This window comes from Slackia isoflavoniconvertens, assembly GCF_003725955.1.
GTDB lineage: Bacteria > Actinomycetota > Coriobacteriia > Coriobacteriales > Eggerthellaceae > Slackia > Slackia isoflavoniconvertens.
The window spans coordinates 121,078-138,680 of sequence record NZ_QIBZ01000005.1; the positions used below are offsets into that span (position 1 = coordinate 121,078).

A 17,603-nucleotide genomic window follows, 5' to 3' on the forward strand; every position below is an offset into this window, starting at 1 on the left:
TTCGGTATTGATACGATGCCGCTACTCTTCCGGCTCTTCGGCTGCCGCGTCCTTGCTTGCGCCGGCCGTCTTGCGCTTGCGGTACGCGAGCGCTCCGCCCGCGCCCGCCGCAGCTGCCAGAGCGATGCCTGCGGCCACGGCGTAGCCGGTGCCGTCGGGGGCGTCGGCCCCTGTTTTGGCGTAGGGCTCCTCGGGCACCTCGGGCGTGTCGGGGTTGTCCACGACGACGCTCTGCTCGGCGGAGTCGATGTCCTCGTGGGCCGCAACGACGTTGCCGGCGGAGTCCAGGACCTTCTCGAAGACGACGAGCTCGTCTCCCTCGGCCAGGCCCTCGGTGTCGAACTCGAAGGTCACCTCGACGGTGCCGGAGGGCGCCTCGGGCTCGAAGGGCGTGCGCGCGGTCACCTCGTTGCCGTCCTTGTCGAGGAACGGCTCTCCGGTGCTCTTGTCCATGAGCGTGCCCACGGCGATGTAGGTCTCGCCGGGGACGAGGCCCTTGTAGGCCACCGTGTCGACGACCTTTGCCTTGCCGGCCTCGATGACCTGGTCGCCGTCGGCGGCGTCGGCCGCCTGGGTGCCCACTTCGACGGCGACGTGGACGGTCTGGCCCTCGTCGGAGAGGTCCGCGTGCGACGCCACCTCGGCGCCGTCCTTGCGCAGGCTCTCGAACACGACCAGGTCGCGGCCTCCGAGCAGGCTCGCGTCGAAGGCGATCTCGATGTCCTGGCTGCCGGTCGAGAGCGCGGGCTCGAACTGGGCCTTGGCCTCCACGGGCTTGCCCGAGGCGTCGGCCACGGGCTCGCCGGTCGCCTTGTCGACGAGGGTTGCCGAGAGCTCGTATTCCTCGCCGGCCTTCAGCCCCTCGTAGGCCACCGCGTCGACGACCTTGGCCTCGGCGTCGGCCGAGACGTCCTTGTCGCCGTCCGCCCCGTCCTTTGCCGTGGTGGAGATGCGCGGGCCCTCCTGGTCGTCGAGGCCCATCCACACGGCCTTCGCGGCCGTCGAGTCGCGATCGATCCAGAAGCTCCTCGTGATGAGCTCGAGGCCCTCGTTGGCATCGCAGCGCAGCTCGGTCATGGTGTAGGCGCCGTACGGCAGGGCCGCCAGCGAGTCGTCGACCGGCGCCGAGGAGCCGTCCTCGCCGAGCGAGAACCAGATGCCGGCCTTCGGGTCCATGTCGGCGGCCCCGATCGGGCCCTCATGGCCGAGCAGGGCGTCGTTGGCGTTGGTGTCCCTCGAGTGCTTGTTCCAGCTGCTCGCGGTCGACGCGTCGCCGTTGCGGTCCGTGACCAGCACGTGAGTCTCGCCGGTGGCCGCGTTCTCGATGGCGAACGGGACCATGAGGCCGGCGTTGTCGGACTCGCTCTTCTTGGAGAGCTCGAGGTCGTTGCGCACCACCTGGTCGCGGAACTCGAGCGCGGCGCCGTCCGCGGAGGCGCTCACGATCTCGCCGCCGGCGCGGACCTCGAAGGTGCGGGGCTCGCCGTCGGTCAGCAGGTAGCTCCCGTTCGTCGCCGTCTCCCGCACGTCGTAGGTTCCGTACGGCAGTGCGTTGACCGCGGTCTGCGCGGTGTAGGCGCCGGCCTCGTCGTTCCATGCGGTGGTCAGCGTGGCCACGGCCTCGCCCGGCTCGCGCCACTCGCCGTCAACGAGGACCTTGTGCGCCGAGCGGTTCGTGACGGTGAACTCGATCCCGTCGAGGCCGGGGTGCTCGCCAGGCGCCTCCTTGTGGCCGCTGCCCGCGAGCGCCTCGGACGTCTGCAGCTCCTTGTCGGACTTGGTCACCTGCACGCCGCCGCGGAAGACCTCGTCGGTCACGGGGTCGCCCGTGAGGTCGCGCACCTCGTCGGCCTTCACGGTGAACGCGACGGGGGCGTCGCTGGCGTCGTAGCCCTCGGGCGCGCCGGACTCGACGATGCGGTAATTGCCCGCGGGAAGTGCGTCGGCGCCGGTCGCGGCGACGTGCGACCCGTCCTCGGGCGCGGTCTTGATCGTGGCGCATACCTCACCGTCGGCGTAGTACTTGCCGCCGACCAGCACGTAGCGGCCGGTCTCGTTAACGACGGAGAAGCTCGCGCCGTCGAGTGAGGCGTCGCCCTGGGGCTCCGCGCCCGCCTCGGAGTCCGTTTTGGCGACCTTGACTCCGCCCGTGGACCAGCTGAAGCTCACGAGCGTCTGGGAGCCGCCGCCGGTCCTGACGCAGAACGCCTCGAACCCGGCGGAGACCTTGCCGGCGCCCGCCTTCATCTTGGCGAAGGTCCCGCCGATCAGCTCGGATTTCGCCCAGGAGGCGAACTCGGCGCTCGTGCCGTGCGTGGCAGCCGACTCGGACCCAGAGTAGGCGTAGGCGATGAGCACATGGCTCGCCGCGGCGTACTTCGCGTCGTCCCAGCCGCCGCCGTCGTACCAGCTGCCCGGGAACATCGACGCGTCGAAGCCGGGAGAGCCGAACGAGTACCAGATCGCCGCTGTCACGTCGCCGCTCGGCACGGGGCTCGTCGAGTAGGAGCCCGGCGCGGGCGTCGGGGACGAGGGCTCGGCGCAGTAGGCGATGTTCCCGTCGGCGCTCATCCACGTGGTGGCGAAGCCGCCGTACGGGATCTTGCCGCCAATGGACACGTCTACCGTGCTCGGCGCGGCGTAGGCGGGCGAGGCCGCCACGGAGGCGAGCAGCGCCCCCGCCGCCAGGATGAGCGCCATGACGCATCGGAGGAGCTTTTCCTGCAGGGTGCAGTCTTTCGCTGCGTTCATCTTTCCGCCTCCCTATCTCTCGACGCTTCGCTGTGCGCGGGGCGCCTCGTGCTCGGCGGCGCGGCTCGCCTGGCGGGCGTGCTCGGCGCGCTCCGCGAGGTAGCGCGAGCGCCCTGCGTCAACGGCCTCCTTGAGCTGCGCCGGCATGACCTTCACGGTGTCCTTGACCGCGCGGCCGCCCTCGTCGAGCTCGGGCCGGCCGTCCGGTCCCATCACCGTCTTCCTCAGCCACACCTCGCGGTTCGCGAGCAGCGGTATGTCCCTGAAGTCGGCCCCCTTGAAGCGGCTCTCGTTCACGAACATGGGGCTGAACTCGTAGCCTCCCACGTCCACGCCGTCGACGACGGTGCCCTTGGGAAGGGTCGCCGAGTTGAAGGTCCTGGCCTCGCCGGTCGCGCGGTCGGTGTACTCGATTCCCTCGCGCACGAAGCTCTTGTGCAGCGAGAGGTACACGTTTTTCCTCTCATCCATGTCTTTCCTCCTTTTCGTCGTTCGTCTGTGCTTGTCTTCTTCCGCCGGGACGCGTGCCCCGGCGCGGCGCCCCTATCTCATGGCGACCGCCCCCTTCCTCGCTTTTCCGCTAGAAGCCGCTCACGATGTCGCGCGCCCAGGAGCCGCTCTTCACGAGGGCCAGGATGAGCAGCACGCACATGGCCAGGTACTGCAGCGCGTAGGTGAGCCCGTTCGCGACCGCGTCGGCCGGGGTGCCCGTCCCGGGGTTCGCCCCGGTGAGCCCGCCGAGCACGAGCGGGAACGATATGAGCAGCACGAGGATGATGACGCCGGCGATGCAGACCGCCCCGAAGCTCTTCAGGTAGCCAAGGCCTATCTGGCGCGTGGCGTCCATGCCGAGGAACGCCAGCGGGATCGGGGCGAACGCGGCCATGATGTAGAGCTGGAGCGCGCGGGCCCAGCAGACCACGAGGGCGACGACGTAGGCCGCCAGCACCACGACCCAGCTGATGAGGCTCACGACGAGCATGGCGATGAGCGACGGGATGTCGTCGTCGGTGGTGACGACGGACACCTCGGGCAGGTCGAGCGCGCCTCCGGCGCCGAAGAGCGCCTCGACTCGGTCGATGGCGAGCCCGCAGACCTCGTAGACCGACGCCATCAGGTCGAAGCTGTTCTGTATGAGGAACAGGAACACGGCGAAGAACACGAGGAGGAAAACGACCTCCTTGACGCCGGGAAGGCTCTGGCTGCCGTCCATGCGCTGGGAGATCTCGATGAGCTTCAGGGTGAAGACCAGGCCGAGCACCCCGCACCCGATCGGCAGGATGGCAACCTGCCACACGCCCCGGGCGACGTCGTGCATGGTCAGGTCGCTCGAGCTCGTGAGCATGTGCGCGAAGTCGGCCGAGAGGATCCCGTTCGCGCCGATCGACCCGAGCACGCCCGTTTGCGCCTTGAACATCCAGTTGCAGCAGTCGCGCAGGAGGCCGCACAGCCAATCGTTGACGTCCCCGGCTATGTCGGCGTATGCCGGCTGCGCGGGGACGAGCAGGAGCGCGCAGAGGGCGAACGCCGTCGCGGCGGAGACGGCGAAGACCCTTCGGCGTCGCGATTCAAGCGCCCTCACGGTTACATCGCCTCCAGCGAACCGCCGCGCGAGACCACGGTGACCACCGTCGAGGCGGGGTCGTCGAGCGTGAAGGTCGTCGACGCGACGTTCCCGGCGTAGTCGAGCCACACCTCCTTGTCCCAGGAGGCACCCGTCGCCTGCGGGGATACCTCCGCCGCCTTCCTGGCGACGATGTCTTCGATGTCGGCCGAGTCTGCGCCCAGCGCCTCGGAGAGGCGGCCGTCGGTGCCGGTGACGGAGAACGCTCCGTCTTGCGCCTTCTGGGGCACGTAGGCCTGCGTCAGGAGGTCGCAGGCCAGGGTGCGGGCGTCCCCGTCGCCCGAGACCTGGATGAACGAGAGGCCTCCCGGCTTCTCCTTGGTTCCCTTGACGTCGATGGGCACGCTGAGCACGCCGCCGGCCTCGGAGGGCTCCTCGGCCGAGAAGAACCAGGCGCGCTCGGTGCCGCCTGAGCTCTCCACCATGGCGCCTTCGACGATCCGCAGCGTGGCTGTCGGGTCGTCGGCGCCCGTCCATGCGGTGTTCCAGAGCGCCTCGGCGCCCGAGGCGGCCTTCCCGGTTGCCGCGTCGGCGCCTGCAGCCGCGGGCTGCTCTTGCTCCTGGGGACTATCCTGCGCGCCTTCCTGCGGGGCGATTGCGCAGCGCGCCGCGCCCGCGCCGAGCGCCACGACGAGCGCGCTTGCCGCGACGGCGGCCATGACCCTTGACTTTCCCTGCATTGGTTTCTCCTATCTCGCGGTGAGCGCGCAGCTGAAGCTGCCGATGCCGCTCGCTATGCGGCACACGTCGCCCGTTCGCGGCTCGTGTATGTACCTGTCGTCGCCGATGTAGATGGCCACGTGGCCCGAGCGGTAGAGGATGTCGCCGGGCTTCGCCTCCGAGAGCGGTATGCGCCTGAGCTCCTCGTACTGGGAACCCGTGTAGTGGCTTATGCGGATGCCCGCCTGCGCGTAGCAGTACTGCGTGAGCCCGCTGCAGTCGAGCGCCTTGCCGGGGGTCGAGCCTCCCCACACGTAGGGCACGCCGAGCTGGCTGTACGCCGCCTCGACGATCGCGTTCCCGTTCGCGGTCGAGTCCTTCAGGTCCTCGACCGTCATGGAGTCAAACCTGTAGAGGCCCCATTGCGCCATGATCGACTTCAGGGACTCGACGTAGGACGAGTCGGTCGCCCAGCCGGCGTCCTTGAGCCCCTCGGCCATCCTGTCCGAGTCGTGCCTCTCGATCGCCTCGCGGATGAGGGCGTTGCCCGAGTAGCGCTCCGCCTGCAGGAAGACCCTGCTGCGGAAGCGGATGCACTCGGCGTCGCCGGTGAAGCGGATGAAGCTCGCCGTGATCTGGGTGTGCTCGCCGGGCACATATTCCTCGCTGGTGGCCCAGTTCGCCTTGCCGGCCACCTCGGGGCAGCCCGCGTAGCCCGACCACCACTTCATGCCGAAGAGGTTGTGGTCGCGCTCTGCGAGCTGGCTCATGCGGTCGCCCTGGCCGGACTCCTGGATGATCTGCGCGATGGTGCAGCCCGCCGGGTGCCCGTACTCCTCCTGGCACTCGAGCGCCGCCTCGACCATCTCGTAGGTGATGTAGGGCGGCAGCCCCTCGAGGCCCTGCTTGGAGGCCGCGTCGTCCCAGAAGCCGAACAGCGCGCTCAGCAGCTGCGCGACGGCGAGCGCGCACGCGACGAAGGCCACGATGCCGGCCACCGCCCCGAGCAGGGCGGGCGCCGCGCCCGAGACCGCGCCCGCGATCGCGGAGGCGGCGCCCTTCGACCCCGCGGCGCGGGCCGCCTCGCCCGACGCCTGCACGGCCGCCTGGGCCGCCTGGTGCTTGGCCGGGGCGGTCGCGCCGGCTGCCTCGGGGCCGCGCGCGCCTCCCTTGGGGGCGCCGAGGGCGGTCGCCGCCTTGCGGCTGCCTTGGGCTGCTTTCTTCGCCTTCCTCTGCCGCAGCCTTCCCGCGGCCTTCTTGGCCGCACGCCCCGCGTCGTACATGCCCGAGGCGCCCTCGAGCTCCTCCGAGTCGTCGAGCTGTGAGACGGCCTCCCGGGCGATCGCCAGCTTCGCCGCATCGACGCGCGAGCGCATCGCGGCCGCCGCGCGCCGGTCGCCGGCTGGTTGGGACAATTTGTCCCCGAGCCCGCCTTCCGGCGCGTCGGGCCTGGATGGGCGCCCCTTCGCCGTTGCGGCGGGGCCTCCCGCCTCGTCGAGCGGGCCGGCACCCTCCGAGACGTTTCCCAGGGCGTCGCGCTCGGTCTCCGCGACGTCGCCCTCGGTGAGCACGTCGCGGCGCTGCGCCCCGACCACCTCGAGCATCCCGCCGCCCTCGCTCGGTCCGGCCATTCCTATTCCTCCGCCTTTCGCGCCGCCCGGCGCATCTCGCGCTCGGCGACCTCTGCGGGCTTGGTGTTCCACAGGTCGTAGAGCGGGCCTTTCGGGAAGTCGTCGGTGATGGGCACGCGGATCCCGGCGCTGATGAGCAGCCCCTCGCCGGGCTTGACGGCGTCGCCGATGTAGCCGCGCTCCGTGGCGGAGAGCTGGAGCATCTCCGCCCATGCGTCGAGGTCGGCGGTGGACTGCTTGTGCAGCAGGAAGAACTCGGAGTTGAGCACCATGTCGCGGGCCTCGGCGTTGGCCAGCATGTGGCTCGTGTTCTGGCTGATGCCGGTGCAGATGAGGCCGAACTTGCGCCCCTCGCGCCACAGGCGGGCGAAGTACTCGACCACCGTCGGGTGCGCGAAGAGGCTCTGCACCTCGTCGATGTAGAGCCAGGTGTAGTTGGGGCGCGGCGGCGTTACCATCACGCGGTTGCGCACCATCTCGAGCGCCGTGATCATGCCGAACACGCGCATGTTCTGGCCGAGGCCGTGCATGTCGATGTTGGTGATGCGGTTGTCGAGCGCCACGTTGCTCTGGCCGTTGAAGAAGGAGAACGCGCCCTTCACGTAGCGCTCGTAGCGCAGCGCGACGTCGGCGGCCTCGGGCTCGGGCTGAGCGAGCAGCGCCGCGTGGAAGTCGCCGAGCGTGGGCAGGCGGCCGTCCCTCGCGCACTCCCGGTACGCCTCGCCGACGCAGCGGGCGATGATCGAGCGGTCGCGCTCAGGCAGGCCCTCGCGGCCCTCGGCCATGAGCGCGCTCGAGAGCGCGAGCACCGCGTCGGTCTTGTACGCGAGCTTGGCGGCGTCGGCGCGGTCCGCGACGTCGGCGGTGTCGAGGGGGTTGAGCACCGCCGAGCATCCCGGGGCGAGCTCGACGTTCGCGCCGCCGAGCGCGCCGACGAGGTTGCCGTACTCGCCGGCCGGGTCGAAGATCACGACCTCGTCCTCGGGGTGCGCGAGAACGGTGTTGGTTATCTCGCGCTTCACCGAGAAGCTCTTGCCCGAGCCGGGCTTGCCGCACACGAAGCCCATGGGGCTCGCCAGGCGCTTGCGGTCGCACAGCACCAGGTTCCCGCTCTCCTTGGACTGCCCGTAGTAGCCTCCGCCCGCCTCGTCGAGGCTCTGGCTGGCGAAGGGCATCTGCATGGCCACCTGCCCCGTGGTGAGGTAGCGGCTCACGGTGACGTGGTTGTCCCCGAGCGGGAGCACCGAGTTGAGAGCCTGGCGCTGCCGGAAGTGGAGCGGCTCGAGGCCGATCGTGCAGCCCTGCGCGACGCTCGTCACCTGCTGGACGCGGCGGTCGAGCTCCTCGAGGCTGTCGGCCCAGGTGTAGACGAGGCCCGTGTAGACGAACAGGCGCTCGGACTTGTTGCGCAGGAAGTCGAGCAGCTCCTCGGCCTCCTCCTTCGAGAAGCGCAGCTCGGGCGGCAGGATCTGGTAGTCGTAGCCCTTCTTCACGGCGCTCATCTGCTCGTCGATGATCTCCTTGTCCATCCAGTCGATCTGGCGCTTCACGAGCGCGAGCGCCTCGCTCTGCGCGATGGGCTGCACGTGCAGCGTCACGTTGAGCGGCAGCGGCAGGTCGATGATGGAGGCGAGGTAGGTCTCCTCGATGACCGACCCGAAGCTGCGCACCGCGAGCACCGCGCCGTAGCGCCCGTCGCTGCAAAAGCAGTCGGACCTGCCCTCGGGCTTGAAGTCGAGCGCGGAGGGCATGACGAAGTCCTTCGTGCGCGCGCCCGACGTCGGGGACAATTTGTCCCAGGAGAACTCGAAGCGCGACCCCGGGCGCAGCTGCCCCTGCAAAAGCTCGAGCCTCTCGGCGCCGTCGAGGGCGCGCGACGAGCAGCGTATGCGCGCGAGCGTCTGCTCCACGTCGCCCCGGATGCGCGCGAGCTTGGGCACCGCGGCGTCGACGTCGTCGGCGCCCACGGCGTAGGTCAGGTAGCGGTGGCGCACGAGGTTCGAGACGCCCTCGCGCATCTTGTCGTTGAGGATCCGGTTGTACTCTTCGGCGAGCCCGGCGGTGGCGCGCTCCCCGGGCTCGAAGAAGACCTTGCGGCCGACCTCGTCGGCGGGGATGGGCGCGTTCACTACCTGGAGCTGCACGTGGGAGTCCGCCGGGAAGTAGTTGAACAGCGAGCTCATCACGGTGAAGGCCGTCTCGCGCGCCTCCTTGCGCGCGGACTGGTAGCTGATGTCGGAGAACTCGACCGTCTGGCTGAACACCCCGGGCATCACCTGGGCGATTCCGTCCCTGTACATGGCGTCGTAGCCGACGTAGGCGGCCATCTCGCGCGAGCGGTCGCGCTCCCGGCGGCGCCTCTGCCGCTCGGCCTCCGCGCCCTTCGAGGCGTCCTTGCGCCCGCCCGTGCCGCCGAGGAGCAGCCCGAGGGTGCTCGGGCGCTTCGGCCTATTCTCCTTGTTGCTTCTTGCTCGGCTCATAGAGCTCGGCTCCTTTCTTCCTGGCCCTGCGCCTCGCGCGCCGCCCCGGGCGGCCCGGGCGCGGCGAGCCCTCGGGGAGGCTCGCGGCGAGGCAGGGCTCGTACGCGAGCAGCTGCGGGGAGAGCTCGTGTGCCGCCAGGAGAGGCAGCAGCTCCTCGGCGCGCATGCCGAAGGGCCGCCAGAACCCGGCGAGCCAGAACGGCATGCTGCAGAGCATGATCGGGAAGGCCGCGTCCGCGACGTCTGCGCGCAGGCCCAGGTGGACGAAGGCCGCCGCCCCGACCGCGCTGCCGAAGCCGAGCGACACGCATGCGAGCGTGCGCAGGCTCATCTTCCCGACGATCTTCTCCTCGTACTCGCCGATGTCCTTCTGCACCGGTATCCTGAGCGCCATCCGCGACGCCCCCTATGCCGGCAGCCAGGACGTGTCCAGCTGCCCGAAGTAGACCGACGCGGCGATGATGATCGCGCCGCCGGCGATGGTGGATATGGCGGTCGCGATCTGCGGGCCGCCCTGCTGCTCCCTGATGGCCAGGCCGAGCGAGACCGCGCCCCACACGACCAGGAAGCCGCCGAGGAAGGTCACGCAGCCCGACACGAGCTTGATGACGTTTGCGAGCATGCTGCTCTCCTTTGCTTTCGGTTGACGATGTTCCTTGCCGTTCCTCCCCCGCGGCGGGGGAGGCCCGCGCCCTCCGCGGCCCCGTCACGAGTCGCCCTCCTTACGCCTGCGGTACTCCGCGAAGTCGAACGGGCCGCGGCGCGCGGCCTCCTCGAGCAGGCGCGAGCGCGGGTGGCGCTCGAGGCGGTACTTCCGGTCCATGAGCGGCATGCACCCGTTCACGAGCACGAGCGCGTCCTCGCGCGGCATGCGCGCCACCTCGGCGGGCTGTATGAGGTCGCGCTCGGAGATGCCGCGGTTCACGGTCCGGGTCCAGCCGGCGCCCCGCGAGTCGCTCTGCGTCTCGCTCGCCACCGTCTGCTTGCCGGCCATCTTGCTGATCTCCTCGTTGGTCTCGTTCGCCTTGCCGCCCAGGTAGAGCAGCGTGTCGCAGGCGTTCACGATGGTCTCGGCGTTGTTGTCGCCGTAGGTCTCCTTCAGCTGCGAGAGCGACTGGGCGATCATCGAGACGGCGATGTTCCTGCTGCGGGTGACGGCGATGGTCCGCTCGAAGTCGGGTATGCGCCCGATGTTGGCGAACTCGTCGAAGACGAAGTGCACCGTCGTGGGCAGCGAGCCGCCGTGCGCCTCGAGCGCCTCGGCGCAAAGCGCGCTCACGGCCGTGTCCATGAGCAGGGCGAACAGGAAGTCGAAGGTCGAGTCGGTGTCGCTCATCGACGCGAAGAGCGCGACCTTGGCGCCCTCGTCGCCCATGTGGGCGAGGTCGAGCTCGTCTTCGGAGGTGAGGTCGCGGACGGCGCGGATGGACAGCGGCTTCAGGCGGACGTTGCAGCTCGAGAGCATCGACTTCATGGTGTCGCCGGCGGCCACGCGGAACTCGCGGTAGCTCGCGAGCGCGAAGTCGTCGGACGGCGCCGGCTCGCGGACCTTGACCCACTCCCACGCGCCGTCCTCCTCGGCGAAGCCGCGCAGCGATCCGCCCTCCGCCGAAGCGCCGCCGCGCCTGACGTAGCGCTCGCCGGTCTCCAGCTCGCGGAACACCATGTCCAGCGGGCTCATGTAGCCCGGGTCGTCGCGGGCGTCGGCGAGCGAGAGCAGCGTGAGCAGCCCGTCGAGGTTTCGGTCGGCGGGCTCGCAGTGCATGACGAGGTAGGCCGTGAGCGCGGTGTAGACCAGCCGCTCGGCCTTCTCCCAGTAGGGGTCGCCCTTGTGGTCGGCCTCGCCCTCGGTGTTGGCGACGATGCCGCGGGCGAAGCGGATCACGCCCGCCTCGTCGCGTATGTAGGCTATGGGGTTGAAGCGCATGGAGCGCGAGAAGTCGATGGTGTCGAACGCGCGGATCTCGTAGCCGAGCTCCGCCAGCGCGCCGCCCATCTCGCGGATGAGCGTGCCTTTCGGGTCGGTCACGAAGAAGCTGGCGTTGGCCTGCAGGAGGTTCGGCTTGACGTAGTAGCGTGTCTTGCCGGTGCCGGGTCCTCCCACCACGAGCACGTTGTCGTTGGTGTCGGTGGAGAGGTCGAACCTGCGGCTCACGAGGCGGATGCGCGCGTTGTCCGTGAGGATGATGTTGTTGTCGGGGTTCTTGGCGTCGCCGAAGGGCGCGATGTCCTTACGCGTGGCCCACCTGGAGCTCCCGTGCTCCTCGCCGTCGCGCCGGGCCCCCTTGGACCCTAGGGAGCGCGCCCAGGCGAGGAGCGCCGCGCACGCGCAGGCGGTCCCCGCGCACAGGGGAAGCGCCTCCGCGGAGAAGACGCGCCCCGTGCGGAGCGCCGCCGGGATCGCCGCCATGGCGGCCTCCGGGTCGATGATCGGGTTCGCGCCCGACGCCGCGAGGGCCGCGGCCGCGAAGTCTCCCGCGGCGAACGCCGCCGCGGCCAGCGCGGCCGCCGCCTGCCACCTCATCTCTCGGGCCCCTCGATATGTCGCGGGCCGCGCTCCCGGCCGGGGCCCTGGCTGTGGGCCCTCGACGCCTCGCGCGCACGCTCGGCGCGCTCGGCCAGCCGCTCGGGTGCCTGGCGCCTCTCGGCTACCTCGGAGAGCCGCTCTCTTGCGCGCTCGGCGGCCTTTCCCGTCTCTTGCTCGAGCTGGCGGAAGGCCTCGTCGACCTCGGGCGCGTCCTCCACCTTGAAGAGCAGCCAGTCGCGGCCCTCGCCGGGGATGATGTGGTGCTCGACCGACGCGGCGCGCAGCTTGTCGGAGACGACCTCCTTGATCGTCGCGTACTCGGGAAGCCCCGAGAGCTCCTCGAGGCTGAGCTTCGCGTAGGTCGGCGCGCCCTCGGCCGCGATGGCCTCGGCGCGCCCGCCGGCGATGGTCCCGCGGATTCCCACGAGGCGCTCGGAGAGCTCCCTCGCTCTGCGCGCCATTGCCTCGGCGCCGGCCTCCTGGCCGATCCTCAGCATCCAGTCGAGCAGCTTGCCGCCCGCCTCGTCCCCATAGTCGCTCGCCATCCCGTGCCTCCCTTCCAGTCGAGATGAAAAAGGGGCGCCTTCGCGCCCCGGTCGTCCCTATTCGGCCCCGACGGCCCTCTCGCGCGCCATTGGGGCGCGGGCTTCCTGCCCGGCGTGCGCGCGGCTCGCCTCGCGGGCGGACGCGGCGCGCTGCGCCAGCGGCTCGGGCGCCTTCTCGTGCAGATGGGCCCACTCGCCGCTGCGGCACTGCTCCGGCGTCGCCTCGCACATGTCGCGCATGGCGCGCTCGAAGCGCTCGGGCTCCTGGGCGATGGCGCCGAAGCTCCAGCTCTCGAAGCCGGTCCACGCGTCGCCGTCGCGCTTGAGCGTCCACCACTCGTCGCCGCCGTTCACCTGCTGGATGAACGCGAGGTCGCGGTAGCAGAACCCCTGGCGTATGGCCCAGTTGCCCGAGCCGAGCGCCTCGCGGAGCCTGTCGACGCTGTCCGTGCGGGAGAACTCGTAGGGGTACTCCTCGAGGAACGGGTCGTCCTGCCAGTCGAAGCCGCCGACCTTGAGCCAGCCGTTCTCCTGGCACTTCTCCACGAGCCCGTCGTGCTCGCGGCCGGTTATCCTCTCGAAGCCGTCCATGGGCCCTCCGCCTTTCGTTTTCTCGTATGGCGGGCGGCGTCCTCGCGATGGGGGCACGGTGCGAGTCGGAGCAGGCGTGCGTGCTGGCGCGTCGGCGCCGCCCAAGACGTGTATAGCGATTTCGATTGCGGCGGGCATCGGGGCCGCCTGCGATGGGTCGAGCTGGGTCGAGCCGTCCGCGCCTCCACGAGAAGCGCACAAGCTAGCCGAGGCGGCGCCTGTCCCTTCCGCCCAGGTAGACGGTCCTGCAGGTCTGGGAGATCCTGCTCGCGATCGCCTCTGCCGTTACGCGCTCGCCGCGCCTTGCGAGCCTGTCCGCCAGCGCGCCCGGCGCGTAGTTCGACGTGACGATGGTCGGGCGCATGTCCTCGTAGCGCGCGTCGAGCACGCTGAACACGGTGCCGACGGACCATTCCGTCGCGTCCTCCTTGCCGAGGTCGTCGAGCACGAGGACATCGCACTTGGCGTACCGCGCGACGGCGGCCTCGGTGCCGCCCTCGTCGAACGTGGCCTTCACACGCTCGAGCATGCCCTTGGCCGTCGTGAAGGCGACGTCGTAGCCGGCCTCGGCGAACAGCCTGGCCATGGCGGAGGCGGCGTGCGTCTTGCCGGCGCCGACGCCCCCGTGTATGTAGAGCCCGGCGCCCCCGTTGCCGGCAAACGAGGCAATGTACTCGGCGAACTCGGGGCGGTCGGCCTCGGCGGCCCAGTAGCGCCTGGGGATGCCCGCGCGCGAGAGCGCCTTCTCCCGGCGGGCGGCCTCCTCCTTGGCGACGAGGGCCGCGCGCCTTCGCGCCTCGGCCTCCCGCTCGCTGGCTGCGCCCTCGCACGGGCAGGGGGCGGCGGAGACCCAGGCGACCCTGCCCGCCAGCGCCGCGCCGAGCGGATCGAGGGCGGCGCCGCAGTGCGGGCACGCCCTCGGCTCCGGCTCGTCGAAGGAGAGCCCGGCCGCCCGGGCCTGCTCCAGGGTGATGAGTCCCGCTCGGTCCATCGGGCGCCCCTTCCTTATCTTCTGAAGTCCTTGTTGTCCCTTTTGCTTATTGGGTGGCATATCGTCAGGGGTTTCCCTGTCATCTCGTCAGGGGTTCGGGCTGCGAACCCTGTCATTTCGTCACCCTTTCGCGCCGGGAACCCTGACGAATCGTCAGGGGTTGCCAGCGCTCCGGGCGGCAGCCTCTCGCGCACGATGCGGTACCGCTTGGTGGCGTGCCCGCGCGCCGGGGCGTGCACGCCGCATTCCTCGATGAGGCCCCGGTCGAGCAGGTCGCGGATGGCGCGGTGGACGCTACGCTCCTGCACGTTGAGGAATCGGGCCAGGCCACCCTTGCTCTCGAAGTAGCCGCATCCGGCGTCGCAGAAGCCGAAGATGCGCGCGTAGACGAGCAGGGGAAGGCCGGAGAGGCCCAGGTCCGCCATCATGAAGTGCCGTACCGCCGTGAACTCGCGCGGGGAGGGGCCGTCGCGCCCCCTTGGGCCTGCGGCCGCCATCGGCGCTAGCCCCTTCTGGGCGAGCCGACGACGCTGTTTCGCTCGACCCATGCGACGAGCTCGTCGTGCAGAACGATGCCGTCGCGCGTCTTGCCGCCGATGTAGCGGATCGGGAACGGGTCGTCGGGGTCCTTGGCGAGCCGGTACATTGCGTCGCGGCTGATGCGCAGCATCGCGCACGCCTCGTCGGCTCCGAATATCGCGTTGGTCGATGCGATGAGCCTCACCTGGCTCCTGCTAATGCTCTTGGTCATGGTCGTCCTCGAGCTCCTTTCGTCTCGAGGCTCCCTCGCGTGCCCGGCCGCGGGCGGCTCCTGGGGCGGTCGCCGCCGTCATTTCCTGCCGCTCCTCGACTCGATGTAGGCGTCCACTGACGCCCTCGACACCAGGAGCTTCCTTCCGAGCCTGTACGAGTCGATCTCTCCCGACCAGATGAGGTCGTACGCCTTGTTTCGGCTCGCCCTCATGTACTCCTGCATCTCGATCACCGTCATCCATTCGTCCCGATCTTGGCTTCCCTCGGGCGCGGCGCATTCGGCTGTGCGTGCCATGGTTCCTCCAATCTTCCCGTGCGGCACCGCGCGAGGACACCGCACGACACCGTGTGCCTCTTCGTCTGCGCGACGATTGAACCGCCTGATGGCGATTAGTGAGCACGGCGCGAGCGGAGACGGGTCGAGGTGGGTCGAGCTGGTCGGTCCTCCACGAAACGGCCATGAGCCGCATGCCTTAGCTCGCAGCTAAGTCCCTGAAAAGTAAAAGGCGCCCATGCGGGCGCCTGCCTAGTAGCTGGAGTTGTTCAGTTTTGGTTGGAATGCTTCTCTTCCGCGGTGCTGTCGTCCGGGGTCCGGCATCTGTCGTTCGCCTCTTTTGTCGTGTTTGATGTTGCGTGTTCTGCGAGCGACCTTGCACAGGTTTTTCAGCCCGTTGCCCCAGGTGCACCCGGGTAAATGGTACCCATCCGTTGGGACATGGCCTGTTGCGGTTGGTGATTCGGCTGAGCGGGAGCAGACGAACGGCGAGGGTATGCGCAAGGACGCCCCGTAAGGCTCGGTGGCCTTTGCGTTGCTTTTTTTTGAACCCATCTGCAATACAAGAATTCCCTTGCTAGGCTGGGTTCTTCTCCGCCATTGCTAGATGGCGAATCCCCAAAGCCGGCGCGTCGCGCCGCGAGCGGACCTTCTTATCGAGCGGAACAGGGAAAGAATGGGCTCGTCGCTCTTCTCGGAAGAGCCGCTTCTCGTCCCCCTAAGCAGGACGGCATCGTCGGTCCCGAGGATGTAGCTCCAGTAGAAACCGTCGTAGATCATCCAAGGGCTTTCCCCACGCTCGCCATAGTGGACGCCTTCGCCGATGGTGGCGTAGGGCGCGAGCTTGGCCGCGGCAACCCTGAACCTGGCGGCGGGAAGGTCGCGTTTCCTGGAGACGTACTCGATTTCGCACCAACCCGTGACCAGATCGCAGCTCATGTCTATGTTGTCCTCGAGGGCAGGCCCCCACGTCCAGAACCGCGCCCACGTCGCCTTCTCGCCGACGCCTCCCGCAAGGGGCTCCTCACGGGAGACAGGCGCGGGGAGAAAGCAAACCTTGGGTTCGCCATCGGCACCGACGTACCATCGGGCGTAGACGAAGCGGGTCCCGTAGAGCTTTGCGACCTGCTCGTCTTCGCGTGCCGCGAAAAGACGCTCGAACGGTTCCGACTCCTCCTTAGGGATCAGATAGCCCCAAAGGTCGGGGCAGGCGATGTCCGTGTGGCCCTCCGGCCCGTATTCGGTCGGGTAGAACGTGCCGTCCGCCTGGCCCTGAAGCGTCTCGATCGCGTCGAGGATTGCGTCGTCTTCCCAAAACCAGCCGTCGCGCAGGCCCAGATACGCGCCCATGGCTATTTTCCCTGTTGCTTGGCGGGGAGGGGCTTGTCCCACTTTGCGGTATCGGGATTCCAAGCGGCTGTGAAATCGTCGTCCATTCCCTCGCAGGTGAGGCTTACGTTCCCTGCGGAGGGTTCAGGCTCCGGCTCGAGGAAAATTCGGTTGCCGCCCCTGCCGGTATTGAGCTCGAAATCCAGGGAGAACGAGAGCCCCGCGGCTTCGAACCCGCAGCATACCCTTAGAATCTCGGCGTCGAGGGCGGGCACGTTCTCATAGCTGAACCTGAGCTTCGGCGGGATGGTATGTGCCGGCAGCGCCTTGAAGAGGATGCCGGCAATGGTGTCGGCGATGATGCCATCGTGCTCGTCGCGCCAGTCGCGGTTCTCCGGCGAGGCCTCGTCGTCGAACATCCCGTTTGCAGCGGCGTCCTTGCGGTGCCAGACGTCGTAGTCGAGGACGAACGGCAGCCCTTCTTCCTTATAGTCGTGGCGGCTCATGTCGAGCTTGAGGCCATGGGCCTCGGAGAGCAGCATGATGGCCGCGTGCAGGTCGAGCAGGTAGCAATCGGCGGCATCGGCATCGCAGCCGAGCTGCGCTTTTGCCTGGCGGTAGGTCGTGGTGTTGAAACCGTCGGGCGCCTGCTCGAGCGCGAAAAGGATCGTCTCCGCATCCCTGCGCGTCTCAAGGTCGATGGACATCAGCTCATCCAGTCCTTCTCTGTCCATGTGCGTCCCCCTTGCGATTGTCGCTATCGGTTCGAGCCATGCCAGTTGCTTCTCTGCTACGGGCATTCTTGTCTTTCTTGCTGGTATTATCTCACCGCGTTGCAGCTGCTGCCACATCGTGCGATGGCCAATACGGGCCCGAAGTCCAGACGACGGAGATGCCTCGGCTGCGCGCCGAATCGCGGTGTCGATTCAACTCATGGGCAAGCCACCCGAGACTACTCACTTTGTTCACCGATGGTGAGTGCCAGCGACCTGCGGTTTTGCGAAACGTCTGCAAGCCACCCGCGTTGATTCACTTGCGATTGCAGCTGGCGGCTTGCGGACTAGAGGGCGGTAGAGTTTCAAAACGGGCGTTTTCGGCGCTATCGAGCCTCCAAAGACGGCCCGCCGCGCGCTTTGGGACAAAAACAAAAACTCAAGGCCCTGAGTTCGAAAAAAGTTTTTGAAGTTGTCCCGACTTTTGTCCCCGAAGCCGACGAAACACGACACGGTGTTACTTGGCGGCACTCGGATCGAGACGGAACCGAAAACTGGGTGCAACTGGAATGACGGGACGGCAGAACCGAAGCCATCGAGTGGGAATAGTTGTTGATACATTTCCGTATCAATTCGTGACCTAACGCACCCCTTGAGAAACACCAGCTCAAGGGGTGTTTTCATATCTATTAATAAGCCATCGAATGCAAATTAGTATTAACGTGACCCACAAA

Annotated in this window: 17 protein-coding genes; all 17 read right to left on the reverse strand. The window is 68.6% G+C overall.

Annotation, left to right across the window (positions count from 1 at the left end):
- Positions 1 to 21 precede the first annotated feature (21 nt).
- The 17 genes from DMP05_RS03975 to DMP05_RS04060 all read right to left on the reverse strand — a co-directional run bounded on the left by DMP05_RS03975 (position 22) and on the right by DMP05_RS04060 (position 16,890).
- On the reverse strand, positions 22 to 2,751 hold the full coding sequence (locus DMP05_RS03975) for a VaFE repeat-containing surface-anchored protein (RefSeq protein ID WP_123219263.1): 2,730 nt from the start codon (positions 2,749 to 2,751) through the stop codon (positions 22 to 24).
- Between the two features lie 12 nt (positions 2,752 to 2,763).
- The gene (locus DMP05_RS03980) at positions 2,764 to 3,222 is read right to left on the reverse strand and encodes a DNA gyrase (RefSeq protein WP_123219264.1); all 459 of its coding nucleotides are present in this window, start codon (positions 3,220 to 3,222) and stop codon (positions 2,764 to 2,766) included.
- 109 nt (positions 3,223 to 3,331) lie between these two features.
- Positions 3,332 to 4,333, reverse strand: coding sequence for a VirB6/TrbL-like conjugal transfer protein, CD1112 family (locus DMP05_RS03985; protein WP_211326852.1), 1,002 nt, complete (start codon positions 4,331 to 4,333; stop codon positions 3,332 to 3,334).
- Between the two features lie 2 nt (positions 4,334 to 4,335).
- The gene (locus tag DMP05_RS09955) at positions 4,336 to 5,034 is read right to left on the reverse strand and encodes a hypothetical protein (protein WP_183907123.1); all 699 of its coding nucleotides are present in this window, start codon (positions 5,032 to 5,034) and stop codon (positions 4,336 to 4,338) included.
- A gap of 30 nt (positions 5,035 to 5,064) precedes the next feature.
- Positions 5,065 to 6,666, reverse strand: a complete 1,602-nt coding sequence (locus tag DMP05_RS03995; protein ID WP_238329196.1) for an NlpC/P60 family protein — start codon at positions 6,664 to 6,666, stop codon at positions 5,065 to 5,067.
- Between the two features lie 2 nt (positions 6,667 to 6,668).
- Complete coding sequence (locus tag DMP05_RS04000; RefSeq protein WP_123219265.1) at positions 6,669 to 9,146, reverse strand: VirB4-like conjugal transfer ATPase, CD1110 family; 2,478 nt, start codon at positions 9,144 to 9,146, stop codon at positions 6,669 to 6,671.
- Entirely contained in the window at positions 9,115 to 9,540 is a 426-nt protein-coding gene (locus DMP05_RS04005; RefSeq protein WP_123219266.1) for a PrgI family protein, read from the reverse strand. Before DMP05_RS04005 ends, DMP05_RS04000 begins: the two co-directional genes overlap by 32 nt.
- 12 nt (positions 9,541 to 9,552) lie before the next feature.
- A complete protein-coding gene (locus DMP05_RS04010; RefSeq protein WP_006234636.1) occupies positions 9,553 to 9,768 on the reverse strand; it encodes a hypothetical protein in 216 nt (71 codons plus the stop codon).
- An 84-nt stretch (positions 9,769 to 9,852) separates the two neighbouring features.
- The gene (locus DMP05_RS04015) at positions 9,853 to 11,670 is read right to left on the reverse strand and encodes a VirD4-like conjugal transfer protein, CD1115 family (RefSeq protein WP_123219267.1); all 1,818 of its coding nucleotides are present in this window, start codon (positions 11,668 to 11,670) and stop codon (positions 9,853 to 9,855) included.
- Positions 11,667 to 12,218, reverse strand: a complete 552-nt coding sequence (locus tag DMP05_RS04020) for a hypothetical protein (RefSeq protein WP_123219268.1) — start codon at positions 12,216 to 12,218, stop codon at positions 11,667 to 11,669. Before DMP05_RS04020 ends, DMP05_RS04015 begins: the two co-directional genes overlap by 4 nt.
- Before the next feature lie 57 nt (positions 12,219 to 12,275).
- Entirely contained in the window at positions 12,276 to 12,809 is a 534-nt protein-coding gene (locus tag DMP05_RS04025; RefSeq protein ID WP_033500213.1) for a hypothetical protein, read from the reverse strand.
- Between the two features lie 202 nt (positions 12,810 to 13,011).
- Positions 13,012 to 13,800, reverse strand: coding sequence for an ATP-binding protein (locus DMP05_RS04030; protein ID WP_161957463.1), 789 nt, complete (start codon positions 13,798 to 13,800; stop codon positions 13,012 to 13,014).
- A gap of 14 nt (positions 13,801 to 13,814) precedes the next feature.
- Positions 13,815 to 14,297, reverse strand: a complete 483-nt coding sequence (locus DMP05_RS04035; RefSeq protein ID WP_123219270.1) for a hypothetical protein — start codon at positions 14,295 to 14,297, stop codon at positions 13,815 to 13,817.
- Between the two features lie 5 nt (positions 14,298 to 14,302).
- Positions 14,303 to 14,551: a helix-turn-helix transcriptional regulator gene (locus DMP05_RS04040; RefSeq protein WP_042433145.1), complete on the reverse strand. Its 249-nt coding sequence runs from the start codon at positions 14,549 to 14,551 to the stop codon at positions 14,303 to 14,305.
- A 78-nt stretch (positions 14,552 to 14,629) separates the two neighbouring features.
- A complete protein-coding gene (locus DMP05_RS04050; protein WP_280176480.1) occupies positions 14,630 to 14,785 on the reverse strand; it encodes a helix-turn-helix domain-containing protein in 156 nt (51 codons plus the stop codon).
- Positions 14,786 to 15,430: 645 nt separating this feature from the next.
- Positions 15,431 to 16,177 (reverse strand): hypothetical protein, encoded by a 747-nt coding sequence (locus tag DMP05_RS04055; RefSeq protein ID WP_123219271.1) that lies wholly within the window; start codon positions 16,175 to 16,177, stop codon positions 15,431 to 15,433.
- Positions 16,178 to 16,179: 2 nt separating this feature from the next.
- Complete coding sequence (locus tag DMP05_RS04060; protein ID WP_148039689.1) at positions 16,180 to 16,890, reverse strand: hypothetical protein; 711 nt, start codon at positions 16,888 to 16,890, stop codon at positions 16,180 to 16,182.
- Positions 16,891 to 17,603 lie beyond the last annotated feature (713 nt).

Coding starts and splice junctions, on each gene's coding strand:
- DMP05_RS03975 (WP_123219263.1), bottom strand. CDS start 2,751: ATGAACGCAGCGAAAGACTGCACCCTGCAGGAAAAGCTCCTCCGATGC.
- DMP05_RS03980 (WP_123219264.1), bottom strand. CDS start 3,222: ATGGATGAGAGGAAAAACGTGTACCTCTCGCTGCACAAGAGCTTCGTG.
- DMP05_RS09955 (WP_183907123.1), bottom strand. CDS start 5,034: ATGGCCGCCGTCGCGGCAAGCGCGCTCGTCGTGGCGCTCGGCGCGGGC.
- DMP05_RS03995 (WP_238329196.1), bottom strand. CDS start 6,666: ATGGCCGGACCGAGCGAGGGCGGCGGGATGCTCGAGGTGGTCGGGGCG.
- DMP05_RS04000 (WP_123219265.1), bottom strand. CDS start 9,146: ATGAGCCGAGCAAGAAGCAACAAGGAGAATAGGCCGAAGCGCCCGAGC.
- DMP05_RS04005 (WP_123219266.1), bottom strand. CDS start 9,540: ATGGCGCTCAGGATACCGGTGCAGAAGGACATCGGCGAGTACGAGGAG.
- DMP05_RS04010 (WP_006234636.1), bottom strand. CDS start 9,768: ATGCTCGCAAACGTCATCAAGCTCGTGTCGGGCTGCGTGACCTTCCTC.
- DMP05_RS04015 (WP_123219267.1), bottom strand. CDS start 11,670: ATGAGGTGGCAGGCGGCGGCCGCGCTGGCCGCGGCGGCGTTCGCCGCG.
- DMP05_RS04020 (WP_123219268.1), bottom strand. CDS start 12,218: ATGGCGAGCGACTATGGGGACGAGGCGGGCGGCAAGCTGCTCGACTGG.
- DMP05_RS04025 (WP_033500213.1), bottom strand. CDS start 12,809: ATGGACGGCTTCGAGAGGATAACCGGCCGCGAGCACGACGGGCTCGTG.
- DMP05_RS04030 (WP_161957463.1), bottom strand. CDS start 13,800: ATGGACCGAGCGGGACTCATCACCCTGGAGCAGGCCCGGGCGGCCGGG.
- DMP05_RS04035 (WP_123219270.1), bottom strand. CDS start 14,297: ATGGCGGCCGCAGGCCCAAGGGGGCGCGACGGCCCCTCCCCGCGCGAG.
- DMP05_RS04040 (WP_042433145.1), bottom strand. CDS start 14,551: ATGACCAAGAGCATTAGCAGGAGCCAGGTGAGGCTCATCGCATCGACC.
- DMP05_RS04055 (WP_123219271.1), bottom strand. CDS start 16,177: ATGGGCGCGTATCTGGGCCTGCGCGACGGCTGGTTTTGGGAAGACGAC.
- DMP05_RS04060 (WP_148039689.1), bottom strand. CDS start 16,890: ATGGACAGAGAAGGACTGGATGAGCTGATGTCCATCGACCTTGAGACG.